This is a genomic window from Paenibacillus illinoisensis NBRC 15959 (assembly GCF_004000925.1).
Classification (GTDB): domain Bacteria; phylum Bacillota; class Bacilli; order Paenibacillales; family Paenibacillaceae; genus Paenibacillus; species Paenibacillus illinoisensis.
Window position 1 is genome coordinate 310,634 of the sequence record NZ_BIME01000005.1, and the last position, 24,549, is coordinate 335,182.

24 protein-coding genes are annotated in these 24,549 nt (G+C 48.1%); 20 read left to right on the forward strand and 4 right to left on the reverse strand.

What is annotated here, in order from left to right; translation table 11 throughout:
• The first annotated feature begins 119 nt into the window (after nt 1–119).
• The 10 genes from PIL01S_RS15245 to PIL01S_RS15290 are packed head-to-tail and all read left to right on the forward strand — an operon-like array spanning nt 120 to nt 10,839.
• Nucleotides 120–1,340 (forward strand): nucleotide-binding protein, encoded by a 1,221-nt coding sequence (locus PIL01S_RS15245; RefSeq protein WP_164764246.1) that lies wholly within the window; start codon nt 120–122, stop codon nt 1,338–1,340.
• A complete protein-coding gene (locus tag PIL01S_RS15250; protein WP_127538302.1) occupies nt 1,340–2,644 on the forward strand; it encodes a CpaF family protein in 1,305 nt (434 codons plus the stop codon). The genes PIL01S_RS15245 and PIL01S_RS15250 overlap by 1 nt, the downstream gene beginning before the upstream one ends.
• A 21-nt stretch (nt 2,645–2,665) precedes the next feature.
• Complete coding sequence (locus tag PIL01S_RS15255; protein WP_127538216.1) at nt 2,666–3,427, forward strand: type II secretion system F family protein; 762 nt, start codon at nt 2,666–2,668, stop codon at nt 3,425–3,427.
• 12 nt (nt 3,428–3,439) lie between these two features.
• On the forward strand, nt 3,440–4,309 hold the full coding sequence (locus PIL01S_RS15260; RefSeq protein ID WP_127538217.1) for a type II secretion system F family protein: 870 nt from the start codon (nt 3,440–3,442) through the stop codon (nt 4,307–4,309).
• 11 nt (nt 4,310–4,320) lie between these two features.
• Nucleotides 4,321–4,509: a Flp1 family type IVb pilin gene (locus tag PIL01S_RS15265; protein WP_095289191.1), complete on the forward strand. Its 189-nt coding sequence runs from the start codon at nt 4,321–4,323 to the stop codon at nt 4,507–4,509.
• Nucleotides 4,493–5,167 (forward strand): TadE/TadG family type IV pilus assembly protein, encoded by a 675-nt coding sequence (locus PIL01S_RS15270; protein WP_127538218.1) that lies wholly within the window; start codon nt 4,493–4,495, stop codon nt 5,165–5,167. Before PIL01S_RS15265 ends, PIL01S_RS15270 begins: the two co-directional genes overlap by 17 nt.
• Nucleotides 5,148–7,376: a hypothetical protein gene (locus PIL01S_RS15275; RefSeq protein WP_127538219.1), complete on the forward strand. Its 2,229-nt coding sequence runs from the start codon at nt 5,148–5,150 to the stop codon at nt 7,374–7,376. The genes PIL01S_RS15270 and PIL01S_RS15275 overlap by 20 nt, the downstream gene beginning before the upstream one ends.
• Nucleotides 7,377–7,407: 31 nt before the next feature.
• Nucleotides 7,408–8,439 carry a TadE/TadG family type IV pilus assembly protein gene (locus tag PIL01S_RS15280; RefSeq protein WP_127538220.1) on the forward strand — a complete coding sequence of 344 codons (1,032 nt, stop codon included), beginning with the start codon at nt 7,408–7,410 and terminating at the stop codon, nt 8,437–8,439.
• A 19-nt stretch (nt 8,440–8,458) separates the two neighbouring features.
• On the forward strand, nt 8,459–8,971 hold the full coding sequence (locus tag PIL01S_RS15285) for an A24 family peptidase (protein WP_127538303.1): 513 nt from the start codon (nt 8,459–8,461) through the stop codon (nt 8,969–8,971).
• A 56-nt stretch (nt 8,972–9,027) separates the two neighbouring features.
• Nucleotides 9,028–10,839: a DUF6382 domain-containing protein gene (locus PIL01S_RS15290; protein WP_127538221.1), complete on the forward strand. Its 1,812-nt coding sequence runs from the start codon at nt 9,028–9,030 to the stop codon at nt 10,837–10,839.
• Here the strand turns inward: PIL01S_RS15290 and PIL01S_RS15295 are convergent.
• Together PIL01S_RS15295 and PIL01S_RS15300 are read right to left on the reverse strand one after the other, a co-directional pair.
• Nucleotides 10,828–11,739 carry a TIGR01777 family oxidoreductase gene (locus tag PIL01S_RS15295; RefSeq protein WP_127538222.1) on the reverse strand — a complete coding sequence of 304 codons (912 nt, stop codon included), beginning with the start codon at nt 11,737–11,739 and terminating at the stop codon, nt 10,828–10,830. The two genes, PIL01S_RS15290 and PIL01S_RS15295, sit on opposite strands and share 12 nt — an antisense overlap.
• A gap of 148 nt (nt 11,740–11,887) precedes the next feature.
• On the reverse strand, nt 11,888–12,358 hold the full coding sequence (locus PIL01S_RS15300; protein WP_095360610.1) for a DUF2621 domain-containing protein: 471 nt from the start codon (nt 12,356–12,358) through the stop codon (nt 11,888–11,890).
• Between the two features lie 167 nt (nt 12,359–12,525).
• Between PIL01S_RS15300 and PIL01S_RS15305 the strand changes: the two genes are divergently transcribed.
• Entirely contained in the window at nt 12,526–13,653 is a 1,128-nt protein-coding gene (locus PIL01S_RS15305) for a deoxyribonuclease IV (protein ID WP_110821347.1), read from the forward strand.
• Nucleotides 13,654–13,675: 22 nt separating this feature from the next.
• Nucleotides 13,676–14,569: a formyltetrahydrofolate deformylase gene (gene purU / locus PIL01S_RS15310; protein WP_127538223.1), complete on the forward strand. Its 894-nt coding sequence runs from the start codon at nt 13,676–13,678 to the stop codon at nt 14,567–14,569.
• Nucleotides 14,570–14,640: 71 nt separating this feature from the next.
• On the opposite strand, the gene PIL01S_RS15315 is transcribed toward purU, so the two are convergent.
• Nucleotides 14,641–15,123, reverse strand: coding sequence for a hypothetical protein (locus PIL01S_RS15315; protein WP_127538224.1), 483 nt, complete (start codon nt 15,121–15,123; stop codon nt 14,641–14,643).
• Between the two features lie 422 nt (nt 15,124–15,545).
• Here PIL01S_RS15315 and tkt point away from each other — a divergent pair, with 422 nt between their 5' ends.
• The 5 genes from tkt to PIL01S_RS15340 all read left to right on the forward strand — a co-directional run bounded on the left by tkt (nt 15,546) and on the right by PIL01S_RS15340 (nt 20,979).
• Nucleotides 15,546–17,588, forward strand: a complete 2,043-nt coding sequence (tkt, locus tag PIL01S_RS15320; RefSeq protein ID WP_127538225.1) for a transketolase — start codon at nt 15,546–15,548, stop codon at nt 17,586–17,588.
• Nucleotides 17,589–17,733: 145 nt separating this feature from the next.
• Nucleotides 17,734–18,051, forward strand: a complete 318-nt coding sequence (gene ppnP / locus PIL01S_RS15325) for a pyrimidine/purine nucleoside phosphorylase (RefSeq protein WP_095289203.1) — start codon at nt 17,734–17,736, stop codon at nt 18,049–18,051.
• A gap of 184 nt (nt 18,052–18,235) precedes the next feature.
• A complete protein-coding gene (locus PIL01S_RS15330) occupies nt 18,236–19,591 on the forward strand; it encodes a glucose-6-phosphate isomerase (protein ID WP_095289204.1) in 1,356 nt (451 codons plus the stop codon).
• A gap of 168 nt (nt 19,592–19,759) precedes the next feature.
• Nucleotides 19,760–20,392, forward strand: coding sequence for a YigZ family protein (locus PIL01S_RS15335; RefSeq protein ID WP_095289361.1), 633 nt, complete (start codon nt 19,760–19,762; stop codon nt 20,390–20,392).
• Nucleotides 20,393–20,397: 5 nt separating this feature from the next.
• Nucleotides 20,398–20,979 (forward strand): TetR/AcrR family transcriptional regulator, encoded by a 582-nt coding sequence (locus tag PIL01S_RS15340; RefSeq protein WP_095289205.1) that lies wholly within the window; start codon nt 20,398–20,400, stop codon nt 20,977–20,979.
• Between the two features lie 180 nt (nt 20,980–21,159).
• On the opposite strand, the gene PIL01S_RS15345 is transcribed toward PIL01S_RS15340, so the two are convergent.
• On the reverse strand, nt 21,160–21,561 hold the full coding sequence (locus PIL01S_RS15345) for a secondary thiamine-phosphate synthase enzyme YjbQ (RefSeq protein ID WP_127538226.1): 402 nt from the start codon (nt 21,559–21,561) through the stop codon (nt 21,160–21,162).
• A 302-nt stretch (nt 21,562–21,863) separates the two neighbouring features.
• Between PIL01S_RS15345 and cysT the strand changes: the two genes are divergently transcribed.
• The 3 genes from cysT to PIL01S_RS15360 are packed head-to-tail and all read left to right on the forward strand — an operon-like array spanning nt 21,864 to nt 24,539.
• A complete protein-coding gene (gene cysT, locus PIL01S_RS15350) occupies nt 21,864–22,679 on the forward strand; it encodes a sulfate ABC transporter permease subunit CysT (protein WP_127538227.1) in 816 nt (271 codons plus the stop codon).
• Nucleotides 22,676–23,473, forward strand: a complete 798-nt coding sequence (locus PIL01S_RS15355) for a sulfate ABC transporter permease subunit (RefSeq protein ID WP_127538228.1) — start codon at nt 22,676–22,678, stop codon at nt 23,471–23,473. Before cysT ends, PIL01S_RS15355 begins: the two co-directional genes overlap by 4 nt.
• A 1-nt stretch (nt 23,474) precedes the next feature.
• Nucleotides 23,475–24,539: a sulfate/molybdate ABC transporter ATP-binding protein gene (locus PIL01S_RS15360; protein ID WP_127538229.1), complete on the forward strand. Its 1,065-nt coding sequence runs from the start codon at nt 23,475–23,477 to the stop codon at nt 24,537–24,539.
• Nucleotides 24,540–24,549: the final 10 nt, after the last annotated feature.

A 24,549-nucleotide genomic window follows, 5' to 3' on the forward strand; every position in this document is an offset into this window, starting at 1 on the left:
ATATTATCCATACATTCATAGCACGTGACGGAAGCACCGTCCATAATCTTGCATAATACATGCGGATCATGGTCGGTGTTTTTTTGTGCTTTTCTACAGGGAGGGAGGAGAAATTGATCGTGCTGAAGGCGGTACTTGCTTCAAAAGACAAGGAATATGTCAGTGCCTGGCTTGATTTTGTTCAGGGGAGTTCATTTGGTGCTGCAATGCGATTTACCGCCTTTTCACAGTGGGAATCGTTTCAGGAGTATATGCATGAACATGAAGGAAAGGAACTTCCAGATCTGGTTATTGCAGAACCTGAGTTTCTGAATCCCTGGCTGGAAAGTATGGGTGAAGGTCCGGGTGTGCCTTGGTTGCTTCTCAGTGAAGGTCATGAGGAGGTGGCGGAAGATAAGCGCTTAATGAAATATCAACCTCTGCCTGCATTGTTGGATACCGTTCTGAATACAAGTCGGCAGCCTCGTCGCAAAAAGGTGCACCGTCCAGGACAGCAAACCCTTTCCCTTGGAGTGGTGTCAGCTTCGGGAGGAAGCGGCAAGACAGCAGTGGCACTGCATATGGCAAAGCAGCTCGGACTGGCAGGCTACGCCGTGCTCTATCTTAATCTGGAGACGCTGGATAGCGTGCTGCCATTCCTGGAGAAGGGATTATCCCGAAGTGTACAGCGTGTTCCGGATGCCGAAACCGGGCTGTCCCGACTGCTGTATGATCTCAAGGTCGGGAGGAAGGAATCGGGCAAGCACGGGCAGGTGACTACGCAGGCTCCCTCCAAGGGAATAGATGGTTACGTGCTTCGTCATGATGGACTGAAGGCAGACGTGTTCTGGCCATTATCCAACCGGAAGGAACTGCTGCAGATGTCGTGTGAAGATACGACGGGGCTCGTTCATTATTTGTCTACTTCCGGGCAATATGACGTGCTGATTCTGGATGGAGACTCCGGTTGGGACGAACGCAGTCGAGGCATTTTGAAAGCGGCAGATGACTTGGTATGGCTGGTTGAAGATGACCTGTCTGCCATGCACCGCTGGGGCCAATGGCTGGCGCATGCTGAGCGGACTGAGCCTGACTTGGTTGAACGTGTACTGGATCGTGCCCGCTTTGTGGTAAACAAATACCGAGACAGCATAGTCAATGCCGTTCCACGACCTGAGCTGAAGCTGGATGCAGTGCTGCCGTATATCCCTTCCTGGAAGCAGCTTCACCAGGAGGAAGTACTGCTAAGCTCTCCCATATTTCAGCGTGAGGTAAAAAGGCTGTGTGCCATGCTTGTACAGGACGGAGAGGATGATCTGAAGCAGACGGGGCGCCTCCATAAGGGAGAGGGGTGGGCATGATGAGTGATGCATCCCATAGAGTTTTGGACCGGGAAGAACAATTTCAGAACATGCGCCGCGAAGTCAGGGCAGGCCTTGACTTAACGTCTTCAGCCGGGGACAAGGAACTGTGGCAGGGGATTGAGCGCAAGGTGTTATCTGATCCGGAACTGGATGACCTGACATCTGGAGAAAGACATGCGCTGGTGCAGAGGCTGTTTGATTCGTTTCGCGGGTTGGACATTCTTCAACCCCTGGTGGATCATCCTGACATTACGGAGATTATGATTAATAGTCACCGGGAGATCTTTGTCGAGCAGGAAGGGGAAGTTAGCCAAATTCAGCTCGAATTCGAATCCAGAGAACGGCTGGAGGATATTATCCAGATGATCGTCTCTGGGGTGAACCGGATCGTGAATGAGTCTTCTCCCATTGTGGATGCGCGGCTCAAGGACGGTTCGCGGGTCAATATTGTGCTGCCGCCGATTGCGCTAAAAGGTCCCACCATGACGATTCGGAAGTTCCCAAGTGAACCGATGACCATGCCGGACCTGATTGGAAAAGGTGCCTTGCATGAGGAAGCGGCAGAGCTGCTGCAGCAGTTGGTGCGCAGCAAATTCAATATCTTCATCGGGGGCGGGACCGGGTCAGGGAAAACGACCTTTCTGAATGCATTATCACAGTTTATTCCTCCGGATGAACGGATTATTACGATTGAAGATTCCGCCGAGCTGCAGATTGTCACGGTGCCGAATCTGGTGTCGCTGGAGACGCGGAACGCCAATACCGAGGGCAAGGGTGAAATCTCCATCCGGGATCTGATCAAGTCTTCACTACGGATGAGACCCAACCGGATTGTAATCGGAGAGGTGCGTGGGGCAGAGGCGCTTGATATGCTGCAGGCCATGAATACCGGTCATGACGGTTCGTTATCTACAGGGCATGCCAATAACATCTCGGACATGATCAGCAGATTGGAGACAATGGTACTCAGCGGGGCAGAGCTTCCTATTTCGGTTGTGCGGCAGCAGATCAGCTCAGCAATTGATATCTTCGTTCATCTATCACGGCTGAGAGACCGTTCAAGGCGAGTGACGGAAATCAGTGAAGTCATTGGCATGAAGGACGGGGAGGTACTGCTGAATCCGCTCTTTCGTTTCCAGGAGCGGGATGAAAGGGAAGGCAAGATCATTGGAGGGTTGGTACAGGTCGGAAAGTTGAAGCGGATTGAGAAAATCCAAATGGCCGGGCTTGGAGAGTGGCTGAGTGAATACATAGGTCGGTACCACAAGGAATTAGAAGATTCGGATAACAAGGTAAATTGAAGCGGTTAGAAGGTGATTAGGTTGGGTGAGTCCAGGCAGGTGTTAACGGATTATACCGTATACACGCTATCCGGTAGACAACGAACCGTCTGCATGTTGATTAGTGGACTGCTATTTTTCGGTGTCGGTATTTTGTTCTATCACCACTGGCTGGCAGGGGTGATCTTGGCTGCGGGATGCATATGGGTGCCAAAGCACTGGACAAAGGTACTGCTGGAACGAAGAAGAATGACACTGAGTTTACATTTTAAACAAGCGTTATACGCGTTATCCTCCGCACTGGCTGCGGGGAAATCCGTGGAAAATGGATTTAAGGAATCGGTAGAAGATCTGCGAATGCTCAATCCTGAAGCGGATACCGATCTCATTCGGGAGTTCACTATTTTGCGGACAAGAATGGAATATGGTCAACCGATTGAGGAGGCGCTGCAGGACTTTTCTGACCGGGCTGGCATCGAGGATATAACGAATTTCGCAGATGTATTCATCACGTGCAAGCGGACGGGTGGAGACCTGGTCGAGGTGGTTCGCCGAACCTCTGCTGTGATTGGCGAGAAGCTGGACATCCAGCAGGATATCATGGTCGCTGTGGCACAGAAAAGGTTTGAGTCCAAGGCAATGTTTGCCGCGCCTTTTATTTTTCTTATTTTTTTGAATTTGACGGCCAAGGATTTCATGGAACCACTGTATAGCGGTATGGGATATCTGATCTCCAGCGTGGCTTTGGTAGTGCTCGCCTGCTGTTATCTGTGGATTACACGCATTATGGATATCAAAGTATAAGGAGCTGATTCGATGCTGCTTCCCGTTATATTCGGAGGGGTGCTCGGAGCAGGCTGGCTGGTGCTGGATCGAACGCGAGGACATACCTACCGCCATCTGCGCAAACTTCATATGGAAGGCTTACGTCTGAAAAAACTGCATGGACCCTTTCTGTTTTTACTGGACAGATATGAGGTAGGCCGAAGATTGCCTGTGCTGATGTACCGCATGCAGCATGCCATCCAGAAAATGCACGGCATACAGCACAGCGGAGAGAAAACGATGCTTTATAGTGCTGAAATGCTGACGTATGCCTGGCTGATGCTACTTGTGGGCTGTCTGTTATCACTCGTTGGCGATATCGGAAATGGAGGTCTGTTAGGCGGGCTTGCCCTCGCGGTTGCACTGCCTTTTGCACTCTATAAAGATCTTCATACCAAGGTACAGCGAAGAGACCAGGATATTCTTATGGAGCTGCCCGAGCTGTTAAACCGGATTGTCCTGCTTGTAGGGGCAGGGGAAACCGTACAAAGGGCTATCGTTCACTGTGTTGCAAGTCAGGGAGAGCGAGACCATCCACTCTACAACGAGCTGCGGAAGACGGTCGGTGATTGGAATAATGGATACTCTTTTCAACAGTCGTTTGAACAGTTCAGCCGCCGCTGTGGTGTGCAGGAAGTTACGATTTTTACGACGACAGTCCTGCTGAATTTCCGCCGTGGGGGAGGTGACTTTGTACTCGCGCTGCGGGATCTGTCCCATGTGTTGTGGGAGAAACGCAAGGCTGTCAGTCGGGCGAAGGGAGAACAGGCATCTTCCAAACTGGTGTTTCCGATGGTTCTGATCTTTTTTACGATTGTGGTTATGATCGGAGCACCTGCTTTTATGATGATGAATATGTAGGAGGAATGGAAATGCAGGAGATATTGAAAAGCAAAGCAAGTACATTTTGGAACGAAGAGGACGGTCTGGGTACGCTGGAGCTAATTCTGATTATTGGCGTCATCATTATTATTGCCTTGATTTTCAAAGATCAAATTAAAACCTTGGTAACTCGTTTACTTGGTCAAGTTAGCAAAAAGAGTGATGAATTCTTTGAGTAAACGATTCAAAAGGGAAGATGGAAGCTTCACGATCGAGGCTTCCCTGGTCTTCCCGGTCGTGCTGTTTATTCTCGTGCTAATTCTGTTTTTCACGATGTACATGTATCAAAAAACCTTTTTGAACCAGCATGCCTATGCAGCATCGGAACGAGCCGCCTACAGTTGGGATAACAGTCACAAGCAGGCCATGACAGGTGAAGTAGCGGCAGGTGAGCATGACAATCTCTACTGGAGATTAACGGATGACCGATTGCTCGGAGCTCTGTTTGGCTGGGCTGGCGCGGATAACCAGATTAGTGTTCCCGTGCCTGCTAGTGAAGGCGGGAGTCTGACTGAACAGAAGCTATCCCAAGCCGTTCAGAACATGCCAGGTGGGATGCGTGGAACGATCGAGTATCAGAACTCCTTGATACAGCGAAAAGTTACGACCAAGCTGGAGCAGGTTATTTCTTTGCCTCTTCCTTCTTTTTTGTTTGATTCGGGTGACCGTGTTCTGACGCAAGGTTCATCAGCGGTTGTCGAGCCGGCGGAATTTATCCGAACGGTGGATCTGGTCCGTTATTATGCTGCCAAATTCAAAGGGAAAGGCGGCGAGGCAACCGGTACAGCAGCTGAAGCAGGACAGGTCCTGCAGCATTTTGGAAAAACCAAAAAGTAGAGAGAGGAGGAGAGCAGCGCTGTTCAGAAAAAAAGACGGTGAATCAGGTGCTGTGACCCTGTTCTTGATCTTAATCCTTGCGGGAATCTATATGTTTGTCGCGGTATTCATCGATTATGCCCGAATAGCCGCCTTCAAAGTTCAGTCAGAACGCATGGCTCATGCAGCGTTGAGATCGGTGATGTCTGCATACGACACTTCACTCCGGGGGTATGGCTTGTTTGGTTATGGAGATAGCAGTGGTGAAGCCATTATGGCTAAGGTACTGAATGATAGTGTGAAGCCATCGGCTGTGAAGGACGGATTCCCCATTCTGGATATACAGTGGGATACAAGCACCCTGAGCATGGAGCGGGAATTGGGCAGGTATGATATTTTCAATCGCCAGATTCAGGAGGATATGAAATATCGGGCTCCGGTTGATTTTACGTTAGAGGTGGTCAATCGCTTCAAGCCGATGTCGGAGGAAATGAAAGAAGCCGCGCATACCGTAGACTTGCTCAAGAAATTACAGAAGCTATATGACAAGCGTGAGGAATTGCTTGATGAGGCGATAGCCCATCAGACCGATTCGGCTAATAAAATGAAAGATCTCCCTGCTCTGATCATGAGTCCTCCTTCACCTGCCATTTACGATGAAATGATGGAAGAAACCCCGGAGACTGCTGCCGAGATCGCAGCACGTTATACAGATTATCTAAGCAAAAAACAAGCAGACGAAGGACAGCCATTCAACCAGCAGCAGTATATCCTGGAGCTGGCTCGTTATCGGACAGGTGTTGGTAATGTGGTTACCGGTATAAGTATGGTTCTGCAGCCGGCACAACAGGCGCATCAGATGAAGCTCGAGGCAGCCCAGACTCTAATTGATGAAGCGCGTAATCTTAACGAGGAAATGAAGCGGGTTATCGCTGAAGGGGAGAACCGTTCCCAGAATGCGAGTTATGAAAAAGTCGGGAATTCAAACCTCCCTGGGCAGAGTCCACCATCTACCGGATCAGGCAGCGAAGCCAAAGATACACGTTCACTTGCCTCTGAGTTGGTGAGAGCCGATTCATTGTTTGATAAGTTAAAAGAACATATCCGCTCCCAAACCTCAGACTTTAATCAGGTTAGAAAAGACAGCCTTGAGCTGAATACACAGCTTCGCAATGTGACGGGTCAGAGCGGTGTGCCTGTGAAGCCTGCTGTGAGACAGGCAAGTCAGGTCACAGAACGATACATGGACTCTTATGTACGAAGTGGTGCCTCCAATGTCATTCTTCAGAGCAAACAGCTGCTTGAGGAAGGTCGGGGATCTGATGCGCAGCGTAAGGCCAACGACAAGGAGTCCAAGGCAAAATTAAAGGACATAAAGCGCATATTGTCACAGATCGAAAATGGACATTCCGGATCAACGGAAGCATTCAAGCAGTTGGAGCAATATTATAATGCCAACATTGCATTTAACCAGGCTAGCCAGGAGGAGGCCAAAAAGGCGGAAATTGCAGGCGATCCTTACGATTCAGGCGGTGACGCCATGAATGGAATGGACAGTTTATTTGGCGGGATGTCTGGCCTGCTGGATAGTCTAGGGGATGAATTATTCCAGAATGAATACGCACTCGCTTATTTCAATTCGATGGATTTTGGACAGCTGCTCGATTGGACTGAGGGGAGCGGGGATTCGAGTGAGGTCTTCAAACTGGAGAATCAGGAGCTGGAATATATCATTTACGGGTTTCACAATTCTTCAGGCAACATTGCGGCTGCATATGCAGAAATATTTGGTATGCGTTTGGCGATTCGAACCGCAGAAGGATTAATTGAGAACAGTAAACTAGGTAATCCCCTTCTGGTGTTATCGGCTGCAATTTTATACGGGATTACTCACGCCATAGCGGATATGGTGAAGCTCTCCAAAGAGGGCAGTGTGGAGTTGTCCAAATATATCAAGGTTAAGCTTACATATAGGGACCATCTAAGACTATTCCTTTTAATGCACAGTAACAATGAACGTAAAATGTCCAGAATGCTGGCATTGATTCGGCTGAATACGGGCGTTAATCCCGATGAAAAACAAACGTATGCATCAGGGAACATACGCAGCAGTGTGAAGTTATGGTTTTTGCCAGGGGTGATCAAAAGTATAGGTGCAGTTATGGGGAATGCAGACCAGGTTGAAGATGGGCGATTATTCATAGACCGGAGGACGGATTATTCCTATTGAATCAAGCCGTACCTTTTCAGGTGGAGGGATTATGGAGAAGCAGGAGCTAGACCAAAAAGAATATGCGCGATGGCTGCTTCGATTAACACGGTTGCGCAGAATGGAACAATTGAAATCTCTGCCGAAGCAGGCAAGCTCCTCGAAAAAGGAACAGGGAAGCATTGTATTGGAAGCTTCGCTCGTTCTGCCTGTGTTTCTGTTCTTTGTCATGTTCCTTGTCTACATCGTACAAATGACACTGATCTCGACAGCCCTGCAAAGTACAGCGGGTGAAGCCGTAAAGCAGCTCTCCACCAAGATCTATCCAGTTTCGCTTGTCTTCACTCCATCGGATTCCGCTGGTGGTGGAGAGAAGGGAAGCGGTTGGGGCATACCAGAGTTGTCTTTAACGGAATGGGCTGAAGAGTATGCCTCGGCTCTGCCGGATCCGCTAAGCAATTGGGTGCGTGCGGCTGCAGCCAGTGGGGAGCAACCTTTGCAGGAGATTAAGACTTCGGTTATGGAGACTGTACTTGATCCAGCTGTAAAACCCTTGCTCCAACCTTTTATAGATCCGGAATTGCTGGATATGGAGCGTATACATGTTAACGGGATATCTGTGCCGGATCTCAAGAACAAAACAAATCCGTATTTCAGGCTGGAGCTCAGTTACGAACTGCCGATTAAAGTGCCTTTCCTCGGCAAACCATTACGGATTCAGGCTGCTGCCGCTGAGCGCGTATGGATCGGAGATACGGGAGAAGGTTCTAATAGTAATGAGGGCGATGGAGACGCTGCAAGTTCAATAACCGTGTTATCCAAGCCAGAGCCTGCTTACATAGGGAATAATGCAACAATCAAGGTTCAGGTGGAACCAGGGGCCACTGCAAACCTGACGATATTTTATAAGTCGGGAGAAAGTACAGCGAAACATATTGGCTGGGCTACACCGGATGAGAATGGCGTGATTGAGTGGAACTGGTTTGTAGGTACTCGAACGACGGAAGGGACCTGGACATTTGTAGTGGAAACTGCGGATGGCAGTAAGACAACAACTGAGTTTAATGTAGCATCGAGAAAATAGTGATATGGATAGAGGAGTGATGGGGGTGGAATGGTTCATTGCAGCCTGTGGCCTATACGTGGTGACTGCCTTTGTAACCGATGTGCGGTCCATGAAAATTCCGAATCTGCTGACCTTGCCTGTAACCGTTCTAGGTGTGCTGGCCCATGGGATATGGGATGGATGGGAAGGCTTGATCTTCTCTGCCGCGGGGTTCGCAGCCTGTTTTGGCATTTTGTTGGTGATGTACGCGATCGGAGCAGTAGGAGCTGGAGATGTAAAACTGTTTGGCGGGATTGGAGCATGGACGGGTATTTCTTTTGGAATTCACGTTGTTGTGTATTCCGTTCTATATGCCGGGGCAATTGGCTTAATTATTCTGTTGTTCCGAAGGGATTCAGCCAAACGGATTCGTAACATGGCCGGTGGGCTTGCAGGCTTTTTCATGCTCGGTTCACTCAAACTGGTCAGCAAGGAGAAAACGCTCAAGTTCCCGTTCATGCTGGCTGTATTGCCAGGCTTTATCAGTGCCTATGTTTATATGATTTCATAGATTGATACAAGAAAAGAAAGTAGAAGTTGAATTTACACCGGAAAGAGAGGATTGGCATGTATGGATTAACGAAAGATTTTATACGGAACGGCGGAGCATTTATGGTTCTGGAAAAAGCCGAAGGATTACGGATGGACGAATTAAGCCGTGTACAGACGGGGATGATGTCCGCCAATGATATTCCACGCCTGCTTCCGCTCCACATTCGTGAGATGGATCGCAACGTTACTCTTCAATATGATATTTCCGGGTACAAAATGTTATCCCAGTTCCTAAAGGCAGGCAAAATTAAACTGCGTGTGCTGTACGGTCTATTGTTTCAACTCGCAGACACCTTCACGGAATGCCGTCAATACATGCTCGAACCCCGTAAGCTGATGCTGCAGGAAGAGAGCATATTTGTAAAAGGTTCACTGGAACAAGGTGAGCTGGGCATGGTTTATGTACCGATTCAGGATTCTGTGGTTGTGGATCCGACTCCGGCGCAATTCCGTGAACTGGTCATCCGGCTGATGGCTCATGTGCAGGAGTTGCAGGGTGAAGGCATTCAGCGGGTTCTGCAGCTATGTGATGACGAACGGTGGGATGTTGGACAGCTGCGGGAATTGTTACTGGAACTCTACGCGGATGAACAAGCAGGGCCCGGTAGCTCAACATTTTTGTCTTCCCGTGTCAACGAACCTAGGGAGAATGGGACTGTGAACGAACGTTCTGCTTATGTTGAATCTGAACCTGAGTTTGCACAATTGCCACGTTTACATAGACAACATGCCCGATCGAAGCATGACCAAGACAAAATGCGGCCTGATACGTACTCCAATTCTCGTCAACAGCCGGATCAAGTATTGGAACAGGAAGGGTCGAACAGTAACAAGTTAAGTCCAAACTTCCTGAGCACACGTCCTTCTAGAGAAGGCTCATCTCCTTTTGCAGACAGGACCGATCCAGTGGTGAACAAATCTAACGAAATTACATTTGATGAGAACATGGAAATGGAACAAAAGACTGGAACGTCGAAAGTGACGTATATTATTCTTATTTGCATGGTCGGTATAGCCCTGGTATGGAGATTCGCTTATATGGAGCAGCCCGGGCAGACACCTATGATAATATCCATCGTTCTAAGTGTCGCCTTACTTGCGGTTGCAGGCTGGGCCTGGATTAGCAAAGGGAAATTCGGCATAACCAAAGCGGCAGGTCTCAGAAGGATTGATCAAGCTTCATTTCTTAATTTAGGTCATAAGCGAACTAAAAATGAAGAGGAAGCAGAGGAATTATATCAGGAGAGCTGGCGCTGGAACCAATCAGAGTCCAAGACTAACAATGACCCACCTGCACCGGGGTATGCCAGTATTGCCAGTACAACTCTGAATTCGCGCTTTCAACGATTACATACCGAACCAGAATCAGAACCAGAATCATCAATCATGATCCAACAGCAGTTCGATCATATTACTGCTCCAACGTCTGAGCTGATTCGGACTGAATCTGGAACGGAGGCAACAGTAAATCTGCAAAGTATGACTGGGGAACCAGCAAAGGGCGTCGGTCCAGTAACGCCATCCTTTTATCTGGAACGCCGATTAGGGGCAAGTAACCGGAATGAGCGGATGGATGTGCAGGGAGCTTCTTTTGTTATCGGCCGATCGGCAGAGATGGTTCAATGGGTGGATTCAACAACCGGTGTGTCCCGTGCTCATGTGGAATTGAGCAGGAACAAATCGGGCTATGTCATTAAGGATCTGGGTTCTGTGAATGGCACCTTACTGCAGGGTAAGCCTCTTGCACCCTACAAAGAATATCCACTGGAAGACGGGGATACCTTTATGCTGGCAGAATCCGTCTATACCTACCGTTCAGTCGGATAATCCGCGATGCTTCAAATCTTCCAGGGCATCGGTTAAGGTTGGGAATGTGAATTGGAACCCGTAATCCAGAGCCTTCTGCGGAATGACACGCTGCCCCTGGAGCAATACAACAGAGAGTTCTCCGACCACTGCTTTAATCAGGAAACCGGGGACCGGGAACCAATGAGGACGATGATAGACCTTGCCAACTGTGCGCCCAAACTCGTCATTGGTCACGGGATTCGGAGCGGATGCGTTCACCGGACCCGAGATTTCCTTATTATGTATCGTAAAATCAATAAGCCTTACAATATCCAATATGTGTATCCAGGTCGTCCACTGTTTGCCACTGCCAATTTTGCCGCCTACACCAAGCATATATGGCAGCTTCATTAACGGAAAGGCTCCTCTTTTATGACCAAGTACGAGGCTGACACGAATTTTGACAAGTCTCACATCTTGGATTGCATCTGCAGCAATCTCCCATTGTTCGGCAACCCGGGACGGAAAGTTCATTGATTTTTGCGGGGAACTTTCATCAAATGTCTCCGACAGAGAGGTTCCGTAAATAGCCATGGCGGATGCCTGCACGACAACTTCCGGTTTATGTTCAAGTTTAGACAGCAGCCGGGCTACCTTGGATACTGTCGTTACTCTCGATTCCACAATTTCCAGCTTGGCCTTGGTCGTCCAGCGCTGATTCAGCGTTTCCCCGGCAAGGTTAACCAGGGCATCCAAACCTTCCAGTAGATGAGGTCTTTCTTCAAGCTGTTCCCAAGATATATATGTAAGGCGTTCACCGGGATCATGAAGATCAGGCAGTTTGCGCGTGATAATCTGAACCTGATGACCTGCTTGCAGCCAGTAATCTACGAGTGCACTTCCCACAAATCCTGTTCCTCCACATATGGCAATTTTCATGCTTCAGCCCTCCTGTATTGTGAATTTCATATATGGCGGATCAACAAACAGCCCCGGCGGTAAGCAATGCCTGTCTGCGAATGACTTACCTGATGGAGCTTGTGTGTTGGAGATGAGTATGCGATTCCGTCCACAATGGAAACTTCTTTTATTTATTCATCAGATGTTTATAAGGCGAGTAATCAATTTGGTTTTTCTCCAAAAATTTGACCAAAAACTTATTATCACGCTTCGGTGTGGCTATAATGTATCCTTTAATGCAGTGATCTCGAGACACCTCGGTTGCCTTGTTTTCAACAGCAATTTTACCAATCTCTGCTGCAATGGAATGTTTGGCGATATCGCGAAACGGACCGGGCACAGGCTCTACGAGTTGATCCAGAAAAGCCTTGGCCTCATCCGTCCACAAGTGGCGGCTTGTTTCGACCCAATAATTTTGCCAATCCAGTTTGGATTTGCCGTCCGCTTTTGGGAGCACTTTCAAAAACTTGCGCATCATAAAAAATCCACCGATACACATGCTGCCAAGCAAAAGAAATGTCCAGAATGCGATCGTATTCATAAACCAATTGCTGGGGGAACTGCTGACTAACGTCATAGCGTAGGAGCCGAAAATCATTGCGGAGTCACCTCGGTTCATTGATTTTCACGGAAAGACGGATTCCGCCCACCATGTTCCAAATTAGCTGTAAAAAATAGCCTGTAACCCGAATTATAGCGCATTTCTAGATTTATTTCGATAATCGCGTTAGAATAAGGGATAATTCAGAAAAAGGGGGATCAATGATGCTGAAAATCGGCTCCCACGTGTCCTTTTCGGACAAGGGATTATTGAGTGCAACGAAGGAAGCGTCCTCGTACGGTTCCAGTTCGTTTATGATATATACGGGTGCACCGCAGAATACGCGCCGCAAGCCTATTGAGTCCATGTATATCGAGGAAGGCAAGCTTGCCATGCAAGAGGGCGGGATGGAAGATATTGTTGTCCATGCGCCATACATTATTAACCTTGGTTCCTACAAAGAAAACACGTATGAACTGGCTGTAAGCTTCCTTCAGGAAGAAATTCGCCGCACGCATGCCATTGGTGTCAAAAATATTGTGCTGCATCCCGGCGCCTTTACGGATAAGGATGCTCATTATGGTATTGGACGAATTGCCGAAGGGCTCAATGAAGTGCTCGACGGTGTCAAAGAGACCGATGTAAAGATTGCTCTAGAAACAATGGCTGGAAAAGGGACCGAAATGGGTCGCAGCTTCGAAGAGATCGCACAGATCATGGAGAAGGTTACGCACAACGAACGTCTCGCCGTATGTATGGATACATGCCATATTCATGATGCAGGCTATGATATCGTGAATGATCTGGATGGTGTGCTTGAGCAGTTTGATCGCACGGTAGGGCTTGACCGCATTACCGTAATGCATATTAATGATAGTAAGAATGCTGTAGGTGCACGTAAGGACCGTCATACACCGATTGGTTCCGGCTGGATTGGTTTTGAAGCGATTAACCGCATCGTTCATCACGAGGCGCTTCAAGGACGTCCGTTTATTCTGGAGACACCTTGGATCGGGAAGGAAGCCAAGACACAACGCCCAATGTACGAGGTGGAAATTGCATTGCTTCGTGGAGATGTGAGTGGCCGGTTTGGTCCGGAATTCTTGACAGAGGTGGAGCAGCTGCAGCACTTCTTCCAAGGGAAAGAGATTGACTCGCGTTCCTATATTCTCGACGTTTGGACGCTGCTCAAGAATGATGCAAAAGCCAAAAAGGCTGATCCGCGTGAACCGCTGGAGCGATTGTATGATCTGGTAGCGGAAGCAGCGTTGTTCCCGCATTTGAATGAAGAGCAACTGAATCATCGTTTGATCGCCTGGCTTGCAGGAAAAGAACTGCTGGTCACGGCTTAATTGAAGGAGGAAGAATAGCCCGATGGAGATTCATGCAAAACAAGCACGTCCTGATTCCAAAAACCGCGCCGATCGGGCGCGGATGCTTATTTCCTGTCCGGATGGTCCAGGAATTGTAGCTGCCGTATCGCATTTCCTGCACCAGCATGGTGCAAACATCGTTCAGTCTGACCAGTACACCATGGACCCGGCTGGCGGCATGTTTTTCATGCGTATTGAATTCGATCTTCCGGAACTGACAGCGAGTCTCGCCAAGCTGGAAGCTGATTTTGCGGAAGTGGCGGAGCGCTTCAAGATGGAATGGTCTCTCTCTGCGGTAAGCCGCAAGAAGAAACTCGCTATCTTTGTATCCAAGGAAGATCACTGTCTGGTTGAATTGCTGTGGCAATGGCAGGCCGGAGACCTTGATGCTGATATTGCTCTCGTGGTAAGCAATCATTTGGATATGAAGGATTACGTGGAATCATTCGGCATTCCTTATCATCATATACCGGTAACGGCTGATACGAAAAAAGAAGCAGAGCAGCGTCAGCTGGACGTCATCGGTAACGATATTGATGTCATTATTCTTGCGCGTTATATGCAGATTATCTCTCCAATGTTCATCGAACATTACCGCAACCGGATTATTAATATCCACCATTCCTTCCTTCCGGCATTTGTGGGTGGCAAACCGTATGCACAGGCGTACAATCGTGGTGTTAAAATTATCGGAGCAACAGCACATTATGTGACCGAAGAACTGGACGGCGGGCCGATTATCGAGCAGGACGTTCAGCGTGTAAGCCATGGAGATGACGTGACCGAATTGAAACGGATCGGACGTACCATTGAGCGCGTTGTACTTGCACGTGCGGTGAAATGGCATGTTGAAGACCGGATTCTGGTTCACGAAAACAAAACCGTTGTATTTTAGCTTGATGCTTTAATACTGTGCAAGGTTGATTCGGGACCATATGAATCGGCCTTGATAAGAAAGGCGACTTCCTATTTGTGAGCTGAATGGGAATCGCCTTTTTGTCGTTTCCATATCCGTCCGCAGACGCCAAGGAAAATACCAAATAGAAGGTGTCCGATGATCCAAAGCGATATGGCCTTGAAATCCGTTAAGCCTGGAACTCGTACAGATAACAGAGAGAGCGGAATGTACAGCAGGGAAGAGAATGCACCGAGCAAAACGCCTTTAACCAAGGGGAAATCGGAACGTTGAATCCACCAGAAGTAGAAGAGGCCGATGATTACAGAAACAAGAAGATGAAGCGTAAATTCGAACCATTCAGGCAAAATGGGCGGAAGCCAGGGCACAAAATCAACATTCAGCAGCAGGGTATACACCTTTTCACCCGTGTAAGCCTGAACCACTTTAAGGAAAAAACCAAGAAATAAACCGGTGATGATGCCTGTTAACGTCCCTGCAATCCAGGGTAATGGATAATTTGACGACTTTGGCTGTATATGTGGTCCTGGCATGCGGCAAGCCTCCTTTCTTTCTGAGAGTAACACAGCCCTAGGGATTTCGAATCAGAAACATGAATGATACCCTATGAAAAAAACTTAGGACTGTAAAAAGTGTATGGTTTTCCGGTTAAAGGTTATACTTCATCCGATGGATTAGCGAGGCTTGCCAAGCCGGACATGGGCTTAGATGCTCTACCCAACACCTTTTATTCTGCGCCGGAATAAACCCGCCTCACCCACAAACAACCGAATTTTCCGGAACTTCTAAAAGAAGGTTATGGAAAAGCTTCACGCCAAGTGATACAATACAAAAGTGAATAAGTCAAAATGAAACATTCAAGCGGATTCACTTATTGTTATATACGGTTTGCTTGTATGATGAGAGGGATTCGCTTGCGCACCCGACTTATCTAAAGACATGAGGAGGACAAACCATGACTGACAAGAACGAAGCGATTCAAAAGGATGAGAACAACACAATCGACAACCTGTCGATTACAACTGTACGTACTCTGGCAATTGATGCAATCGAGAAAGCAAAATCGGGACACCCAGGAATGCCTATGGGCTCCGCTCCAATGGGGTACCAACTTTTTGCAAAAACGATGACACATAACCCGGACCACCCAACTTGGGTTAACCGGGACCGTTTTGTGCTGTCTGCAGGACATGGTTCCATGTTGCTGTACAGTTTGCTGCACCTGAGCGGCTACGATCTTCCTATGGAAGAATTGAAACAATTCCGCCAATGGGGAAGCAAAACTCCGGGTCACCCGGAATTCGGACATACTGCAGGTGTTGATGCTACGACTGGACCACTGGGTCAAGGTATTGCAATGGCTGTAGGTATGGCTATGGCTGAAGCACAACTGGGCGCGACATACAACAAGGATAAATTCAATGTAATCGACCACTACACTTATGCAATTTGTGGTGACGGTGACCTCATGGAAGGCGTATCCCACGAAGCAGCTTCCCTTGCTGGACGTCTGCACCTGGGTAAACTGATCATGTTGTTCGATTCCAACGACATCACGCTTGATGGTGAGTTGAACCTGTCTTCTTCCGAAAGCATCGCAAAACGCTTCGAAGCTTATGGCTGGCAAGTGCTGCGCGTAGAAGATGGTAACGATCTGCCTGCAATCGAAAAAGCAATTCAAGAAGGACAAGCAGATACACTGCGTCCTACACTGATCGAAGTGAAAACTGTTATCGGTTATGGTAGCCCGAACAAACAAGGTAAAGGCGGCCACGGCGGTACTCACGGTTCCCCACTGGGTGCTGACGAAGCGAAACTGACCAAAGAATTTTACAAATGGGTTTACGAGGAAGATTTCCACGTACCAGCTGAAGTTCGCGATCACTTTGCTCAAGTCAAAGATCGTGGTATCTCCGCAAACAAAGCTTGGGACGAGAAATTCGCCGAGTACAAAAAAGCATTCCCTGAGCTGGCAGCTCAGTTCGAAACAGCAATCAACGGTGACCTTCCAGAAGGTTGGGACCGCGATCTGCCTAAATATGCTGCAACAGACAAAGCTCTTTCCACTCGTGTTGCTTCCGGTAACGCACTGAACGGTTTGGCGCATAACGTGCCTCATCTGACTGGTGGATCTGCTGACTTGGAAAGCTCCACAATGACACACCTGAACAACATTGCAAACTTTGCTCCAGAAGATTACTCTGGCCGCAACATCTACTTCGGTATCCGTGAATTCGGTATGGCTGGTGCAATGAATGGTATGGCACTGCACAGCGGTGTGAAAGTATTCGGTGGTACATTCTTCGTGTTCACTGACTACCTGCGTCCGGCTGTTCGTCTGGCGTCCCTGATGGGTCTGCCTGTGACATACGTCCTGACTCACGACAGTATCGCTGTTGGTGAAGATGGTCCTACACACGAACCAATTGAGCAACTCGCGTCCCTGCGTATCATTCCTAACCTGACGGTTATTCGTCCGGCTGACGGTAATGAGACATCTGCTGCATGGGCTTATGCGCTTGAGAACAAGAGCAACCCAGTTGCACTCGTACTCACTCGTCAAAACCTGCCGATCCTGGAAGGAACAGTAGAAGGTTCCCGTGAGAACGTTAAACGCGGCGCTTATGTTGTTTCCGATGCAAAAGACGGCAAAGCTGTAGCACAAATCATCGCTACAGGTTCCGAAGTGCAACTGGCTGTCAAAGCTCAAGCTGCACTGGCTGAACAAGGTATCCAAGTTCGTGTAATCAGCATGCCGAGCTGGGATCTGTTCGAGAAACAGGACAAAGCTTACAAAGAATCCGTCTTGCTTCCAGATGTAAAAGCTCGTTTGGCCATTGAAATGGCTTATCCAATGGGCTGGGAGAAATATGTTGGCGATCAAGGCGACATTCTCGGAATCAGCACATTCGGTGCTTCCGCGCCTGGCGACCGTGTTATCGAAGAGTATGGCTTCACAGTTGATAACGTGGTTAGCCGCGTAAAAGCATTGCTGTAATAGCTTGATAAACGCTGCTAAGAATCGAACAGACTCATTTGTTCGGTTCGTAGCAGTAAAGTTATTTCCGGCAGAGTAAGGATGAGAATTCATCCTGATCTGTTTTGCCTTTTGTTTTCATTAACTTCAGGGGGAGCGGGTACGCATGTCACAGTTTGATCAAGTCAGTGTAGTAAAAGAGGCCAACATTTATTATGATGGCCAGGTAACCAGCAGAACGGTTATTTTGGGGGATGGCAGCAAAGTGACTCTGGGCATCATGCTCCCAGGCAGCTATGAGTTCGGTACAGATTCCCGTGAAATCATGGAGATTCTGTCCGGCGATCTGAGAGTACTGCTTCCCGGAGAAGAAGATTGGCAAGAGATTCAAGGTCAAGCTACGTTCCACGTGCCTGCCGAATCCAAATTCAAACTGGAGATACGCAGCGTTACCGACTACTGCTGCTCGTACCCGGCGGAATAATACAAGAAGGGTAGCCAAAACCCGCAATCAGCGGGTTTGGTTTACCCTTTTTGCTTCTTGAATTTGAAGTGACAAAGTTCAAGCTGCAAGCTTGTCAGCCCCGTGGATTTGAAGTATCCTTATGCTAAGTTGTTTGAATGGAAAACGGAAAAATAAGCTACCGATATCAGGAGGTTTTTAGATCATGGCAAAAAAAGTGAAGTTTGATTACAGCACTGCCTTGCAATTTGTAAACCAGCATGAAGTGGACTATTTCGCTGAACCGATTCGTCTGGCTCACGAGCAGCTTCACAACGGAACAGGAACCGGATCCGATTACCTGGGCTGGATTGACCTGCCAACCGCTTACGACAAGGAAGAATTCTCCCGCATTCAAAAAGCGGCTGCCAAAATCCAAAGTGATTCCGAAGTACTGATTGTTATCGGTATCGGTGGTTCATACCTGGGTGCACGCGCAGCGATTGAGATGCTGACACACTCTTTCTATAACAACCTGCCAAAAGATAAACGCAAAACGCCTGAAATCTATTTCGCAGGAAACAATATCAGCTCCACCTATGTAACTCATTTGCTGGATCTGGTTGAAGGCAAAGACTTTTCCGTGAACGTTATCTCCAAATCCGGTACGACAACCGAGCCAGCCATTGCTTTCCGTATCTTCCGTGCAGCACTGGAGAAAAAATACGGTAAAGAAGAAGCACGCAAACGTATCTATGCTACAACAGACAAAGAGCGCGGCGCACTGAAAAAACTGGCGAACGAAGAAGGCTACGAGTCTTTCGTTATTCCGGATGATGTTGGTGGACGTTACTCGGTACTGACAGCAGTAGGCTTGCTGCCAATTGCTACAGCTGGCATTAACATCGAAGAAATGATGCAAGGTGCGGCTGACGCATCCAAAGAATACAGCAACCCGAATGTAGCTGAGAATGAAGCGTATCAATATGCTGCTGTTCGTAACGCACTGTACCGCAAAGGTAAAGGAACAGAAATCCTCGTAAACTACGAGCCATCCCTGCACTTTGTATCCGAGTGGTGGAAACAGCTTTATGGAGAGAGTGAAGGTAAAGATTACAAAGGAATCTATCCTGCATCTGTTGATTTCTCCACGGACTTGCACTCCATGGGTCAATTCATCCAGGAAGGAAGCCGGAACATTTTCGAAACCGTCATTCAGGTAGCTGAAGTATCCGAGCATATTTCGATCGAAGCTGATCCGGATGACCTCGATGGTCTGAACTTCCTTGAAGGCAAAACAATGGACTTCGTCAACAAAAAAGCGTTCCAAGGCACGCTGCTTGCACATACAGATGGCCAAGTTCCAAACCTGATTGTGAATATTCCGGATATGTCTCCATATTCTTTCGGATATCTGGTATACTTCTTTGAAAAAGCATGCGGCATCAGCGGATATCTGCTGGGCGTCAACCCGTTTGACCAACCAGGAGTAGAAGCTTACAAGAAAAATATGTTCGCATTGCTGGGCAAACCAGGCTTTGAAGAAGAGAAAGCAGCGCTTGAAGCGAGACTTTCTGAATAATTCATGGTTTGACTCATATAGTTAAATAAGGCATGTGTAATGACACCCGGGTTTCATTGTGAGGTAAAATGCAGTGATCCCCGGATGTTTAAACCAAGGCAGTTCATCCGCGTCCGCGCGGGGAACTGCTTTCTTGTAAAATGGATTAAATCGGAAAGTTGGATTGAAATGCTTGAACGTTATCGCACGGTTCGAGGACCGGGCAATCTGGAAATTGTCATCAAGAAGTCGCGTTTCATCGGTCATATTATGCCAGTTACAACGGAAGAAGAAGCAGTTGCTTTTATTGATGAAATCAAGAAGAAACACTGGAATGCCACTCATAACTGTTCCGCTTACATGATAGGGGAAAGAGATGAGATCCAGAAGCAATCCGATGACGGGGAACCAAGCGGAACTGCTGGGAAACCCATTCTTGAAGTCATCAAAAATCAGCAACTGAAAAATGTGGCTATTGTGGTTACACGGTATTTTGGGGGAATCATGCTTGGGGCTGGCGGTTTAATCCGTGCATATACGGATGGCGCTGTAGCGGCTATTGAAGCTGGAGAGGCTATAACCAAAGTGCTTCATCGTGAAGTGTTTGTGGAACTGGATTATACGTGGCTGGGAAAAGTGGAAAATGAATTAAGAAGCCGGGAAGTCCGTACGGGTGAAACTGGATTCACCGATAAGGTTACGTTGACTTGTCTTCCGCCGGATAGTGAAACCGAGGCATTTATCGCCTGGATCACGGATTTGACGCAAGGGCAATCCCGGATCACGGAGGGACAGCGGCTTTATTTTATTGAAGGGGAATAAAATATATGGCTAGAAGAGCAGTCGAACAAGAGTTGTCGAGGGAGCGGATCCTGGAGGCGGCGAGACATCTTTTTATTACCAAAGGATACCGCGCCATTTCGATGCGAAGCATCGGCCAGCATCTGGGCTATAGTCATGGGTCGCTGTATTATCATTTCAAGGAAAAGGCAGAATTGTTCTATGCCATTGTGGTAGAAGATTTCAATCATCTGGGACATTTGCTGCTGCAAGCCATGGTCAGGCCTGTCGTGGGCGGTATGAGCAAGGTAGAGCATATCATGCTCGAATTCATTCGTTTTGGTCTGGAGAATCCGTATCAGTACGAGATTATGTTCATGATTCGGGATGAGGAGCTGTTATCCTATTGTCGTACGGAGCAGGGAAGATGCTTCGAATTGTTTGCTTCCATTGTCAGGCAGTACATGAACGAGGAAGGCTGTACGGATGAGGATATCCAATGTGTGCCACGCACACTGTTTTTGTCCATGCACGGATTTATATCGTATTATATTCAGGATCGTGTAACGTTTGCTGAGATTGAATCGTCGGCATTATCTCATGTCAAAGTACTATGCCGCAATCTATAACACCAGCCTGGCGTCCTATAAAAGGCGCTATTGTCGCACTCCTATACTTCAGGGCGGTGAATTGTCATAACATTAATTCTTTATAACGTTGTCTCGCGAAAGTTTATTAGCGCGAAAGACCAAGACAGGCGGATCGTCAGCCCTAAATCAGGGTTGTCCGCCTGTTTGCGTTTGGCTGAATTAGCCTTCCATGATCTTGATAAAATATTCCCGCTCACGAGGGCCGTCGAATTCGCTGAAATAAATCCCCTGCCATCTGCCGAGTAATAATCGGCCTTCATGAATGATCACCGTTTGAGATGGACCGGTTGTGATTGATTTGAGGTGAGAAGCGGTATTCCCCTCAGCATGTCGATATTGAGGATGTTCCCAAGGATACACTTCGTTCAGACGAAGCAGCACATCATGTTTAACATCCGGGTCGGCATTTTCATTAATCGCAATACCTGCTGTGGTATGGGGACAATAGACAAGGACAGTTCCGTTTTGTACACCGCTATTACGGACAACCTGCTCTACTTCTCTTGTGATATCCTTGATTTCATCCCGTCTGGAGGTCGATATTTTTTTCGTATATAACATCTGGCAGCACTCCTTATCCTCGTAAATTCTCTTCTAGATTGTACCTTAACCACTCCAATTCAAACAAACCACATTTCACGGGTAAAATGGTTAACAAATCATCTGCTAAACGCCTAAATTATATACAATAAAAACATTGACGGTTAGCACTGCAAACTGGTAAAGTATCAGATAAGCAAAAAACCAAGTAGACTAATGGGAATAATGTTAAAGTGATATAATCCAACTTAGAAAAATGAATGTACCAAAGCAGGGAGACTGCCGACCGGATATGGAGCCGGAGGCTGGGAGGGAATGCAGCAATGAATACCGTTCTTCGTCACAAGGGATGGACTTGGGGATTCCGCAGTACTGTATTGCTATATTTTATTGTACTCATCGTTCTTCCAATTATCGGTGTGTACGTCAATTCCTTCTCTGAAGGATGGAGCAATTTCGCCGAGAGCATCATGGATCCAATCGCGTGGAAAGCCGTATTGCTGACCGTTCGACTGGCTGTTGTCGCCACACTGATTAACGTGGTACTGGGCACCATGATTGCCTGGGTACTCACGCGTTATCGTTTCTTTGGGAGATCGTTTCTCAACAGTCTCGTAGATCTGCCCTTTGCACTTCCTACTGCAGTTGGCGGATTAATGATTATGCTGCTGCTTGGACCGGTCAGTGCTGTAGGCAAGCTGGCTGAAACCATGGGAATTGAAATCGTGTTTCATCAGCCTGCGATCGTCATTGCGATGACCTTTGTTACGTTCCCATTCGTGATTCGTGCGGTGCAGCCGCTGCTGGAGGAGATCGACCCTTCTGAGGAAGAGGCCTCCTATACCATGGGTGCATCGAAGGCACGTACGTTCAGGCAGGTTATTCTGCCTTCTATGGCTCCAGGCATGATTAGCGGTGGTATGCTTGCTTTCTCCAGAGCACTTGCAGAGTTTGGAGCAGTTGTGCTGGTGGCGGGTAACATCCCGGGCAGAACACTGACGGCTTCCGTATTTATTTACGGCGAGATTGAAAGTGACAATCCTACGGGTGCAGCTGCTGTATCCGTGCTGCTCCTCACGCTCTCTTTCCTGATCCTCTGGCTGATTAATCTGGTGCAGATGCGGGGGAGAAGACGATGAGACGGCTATTAATCGGACTGACATTTGCGGTATTTATTGTGCTTCTGATAATTCCTTTGGGACGCATTTTGCTCGGAGCATTTGAAGACGGTGCAGGAGGCTTCCTGGATGGGCTGATGCGCCCTGAGGCGCTGCATGCCTTGATGATGACCGGGCTTGTGGTTCTGGTCGTCACGCTGTTAAATACATTGTTTGGCATTATGATGGCCATTTACCTCGTTCGCGCCGGATGGCTTAGTGATCGCATCAAAGGATTGCTGAACAGCATTGTAGACCTGCCTTATGCGGTGTCCCCCGTCATTGGCGGATTGATGATTGTATTGCTGCTCGGCCCGAACAGCATTATGGGTGGCTTTTTTGAAGGAATCGGCTTCAATGTAGTCTACGCCTTCCCGGGTATGGTCATTGCAACGCTGTTTGTCACATTCCCGCTGATGGTCAGGGAGGTCATGCCGGTCCTGCAGGAACTCGGTTCGCAGCAGGAAGAGGCGGCGTCAACGCTTGGCGCGTATGGGTGGAGAACGTTCTGGAGTGTCACCTGGCCTTCCATCCGCTGGGCTGTCGTATACGGGCTTGTACTTACCGTGGCACGATCGCTTGGAGAGTTCGGTGCAGTGCTGGTGGTGTCGGGCAATATTATGAACAAAACGCAGACGGCAACAACGCTAGTTTATCAGGATGTTGAGAATTTTAATGTCTCTGCCGCAAATGGTGTGGCATTGGTACTGGTTACCTTCTCCGTTGGGCTGCTGCTCATGATGGAATGGGCCAAGAAGCGAAAGGAAGTGCATTGATATGCATGTGGAAGTCCGTGATCTGAACAAACATTTCGGTCAATTTCATGCGGTAAAAGATGTCTCGTTCGATATTGCCAAAGGCCATCTGATCGGTCTGCTAGGGCCCAGTGGAGGAGGCAAAACGTCTATTCTGCGCATGCTCGCCGGTCTGGAAAACCCGGACTCCGGAGAGATTCGCTTTCACGGCAAGGTTGTGAATCATCTGCCTCCACAGGAGCGGGGAATCGGGTTCGTTTTTCAGAACTATGCCTTGTTCAAACACATGACGGTTTTTGATAATATCGCTTTTGGACTTAAGGTCAAAAAGACACCCAAAGCACAGATTCGCGATCGGGTCATGGAACTTGTTGAGCTGACCGGGCTAAAAGGTTTTGAACAGCGTTATCCGCATCAACTGTCCGGTGGACAGCGTCAGCGTGTCGCATTCGCCAGAGCTTTGGCTCCTGAGCCGCAGCTGCTGCTGCTGGATGAGCCTTTTGCCGCCATCGATGCCAAGATTCGCCAAGAGCTGCGTTCATGGTTGAGAGAGCTGATTGAGCGTGTCGGCATTACCTCGATATTTGTAACACATGACCAGGATGAAGCGATCGAAGTTGCAGATGAAATCATGATTATCAGTCAAGGCCGTTTAGAGCAAAAAGGAACACCGTGGGATATCTACAAAAATCCGCAGACTCCATTTGTGGCAACCTTTATTGGTGAATCCACCGTTGTGGAGGATGCCTCGCAGCTTAAAGGCTTCGAACATGCGGTAGAAGGAGATCAAACGCGTGCCTTAATCAGGCCTGAGTATATCGAGATTGGTCTGAAAAACGAATTCTCCATGCTGTCAGCTACAGAAAAGGGCACGGTGAAGCATCTTCACTTCCGCGGAAGTGAGTGGATGGTGGAAGTCGAGGTACAGGGCCACAAGCTGATCACCTATCGTTCACTTGAGAAAACGACACTGGAGATTGGTCAACAGATTCGTGTGCTTGTACACCGGGCTTATCTGTTTAATGATACGGATAGCTGGGTTGTCGAGAATCGTTTGAAGGAAGATCCAATGCCGGTCATGATCTAAAATGCACTCG

What these genes read in the sequence shown, in the direction of transcription:
- PIL01S_RS15250 (WP_127538302.1), top strand. Translation starts at nt 1,340, where the DNA reads ATGAGTGATGCATCCCATAGAGTTTTGGACCGGGAAGAACAATTTCAG.
- PIL01S_RS15260 (WP_127538217.1), top strand. Translation starts at nt 3,440, where the DNA reads ATGCTGCTTCCCGTTATATTCGGAGGGGTGCTCGGAGCAGGCTGGCTG.
- PIL01S_RS15265 (WP_095289191.1), top strand. Translation starts at nt 4,321, where the DNA reads ATGCAGGAGATATTGAAAAGCAAAGCAAGTACATTTTGGAACGAAGAG.
- PIL01S_RS15270 (WP_127538218.1), top strand. Translation starts at nt 4,493, where the DNA reads ATGAATTCTTTGAGTAAACGATTCAAAAGGGAAGATGGAAGCTTCACG.
- PIL01S_RS15280 (WP_127538220.1), top strand. Translation starts at nt 7,408, where the DNA reads ATGGAGAAGCAGGAGCTAGACCAAAAAGAATATGCGCGATGGCTGCTT.
- PIL01S_RS15285 (WP_127538303.1), top strand. Translation starts at nt 8,459, where the DNA reads ATGGGGGTGGAATGGTTCATTGCAGCCTGTGGCCTATACGTGGTGACT.
- PIL01S_RS15290 (WP_127538221.1), top strand. Translation starts at nt 9,028, where the DNA reads ATGTATGGATTAACGAAAGATTTTATACGGAACGGCGGAGCATTTATG.
- PIL01S_RS15295 (WP_127538222.1), bottom strand. Translation starts at nt 11,739, where the DNA reads ATGAAAATTGCCATATGTGGAGGAACAGGATTTGTGGGAAGTGCACTC.
- PIL01S_RS15300 (WP_095360610.1), bottom strand. Translation starts at nt 12,358, where the DNA reads ATGATTTTCGGCTCCTACGCTATGACGTTAGTCAGCAGTTCCCCCAGC.
- PIL01S_RS15305 (WP_110821347.1), top strand. Translation starts at nt 12,526, where the DNA reads ATGCTGAAAATCGGCTCCCACGTGTCCTTTTCGGACAAGGGATTATTG.
- purU (WP_127538223.1), top strand. Translation starts at nt 13,676, where the DNA reads ATGGAGATTCATGCAAAACAAGCACGTCCTGATTCCAAAAACCGCGCC.
- PIL01S_RS15315 (WP_127538224.1), bottom strand. Translation starts at nt 15,123, where the DNA reads ATGCCAGGACCACATATACAGCCAAAGTCGTCAAATTATCCATTACCC.
- tkt (WP_127538225.1), top strand. Translation starts at nt 15,546, where the DNA reads ATGACTGACAAGAACGAAGCGATTCAAAAGGATGAGAACAACACAATC.
- ppnP (WP_095289203.1), top strand. Translation starts at nt 17,734, where the DNA reads ATGTCACAGTTTGATCAAGTCAGTGTAGTAAAAGAGGCCAACATTTAT.
- PIL01S_RS15330 (WP_095289204.1), top strand. Translation starts at nt 18,236, where the DNA reads ATGGCAAAAAAAGTGAAGTTTGATTACAGCACTGCCTTGCAATTTGTA.
- PIL01S_RS15335 (WP_095289361.1), top strand. Translation starts at nt 19,760, where the DNA reads ATGCTTGAACGTTATCGCACGGTTCGAGGACCGGGCAATCTGGAAATT.
- PIL01S_RS15340 (WP_095289205.1), top strand. Translation starts at nt 20,398, where the DNA reads ATGGCTAGAAGAGCAGTCGAACAAGAGTTGTCGAGGGAGCGGATCCTG.
- PIL01S_RS15345 (WP_127538226.1), bottom strand. Translation starts at nt 21,561, where the DNA reads ATGTTATATACGAAAAAAATATCGACCTCCAGACGGGATGAAATCAAG.
- cysT (WP_127538227.1), top strand. Translation starts at nt 21,864, where the DNA reads ATGAATACCGTTCTTCGTCACAAGGGATGGACTTGGGGATTCCGCAGT.
- PIL01S_RS15355 (WP_127538228.1), top strand. Translation starts at nt 22,676, where the DNA reads ATGAGACGGCTATTAATCGGACTGACATTTGCGGTATTTATTGTGCTT.
- PIL01S_RS15360 (WP_127538229.1), top strand. Translation starts at nt 23,475, where the DNA reads ATGCATGTGGAAGTCCGTGATCTGAACAAACATTTCGGTCAATTTCAT.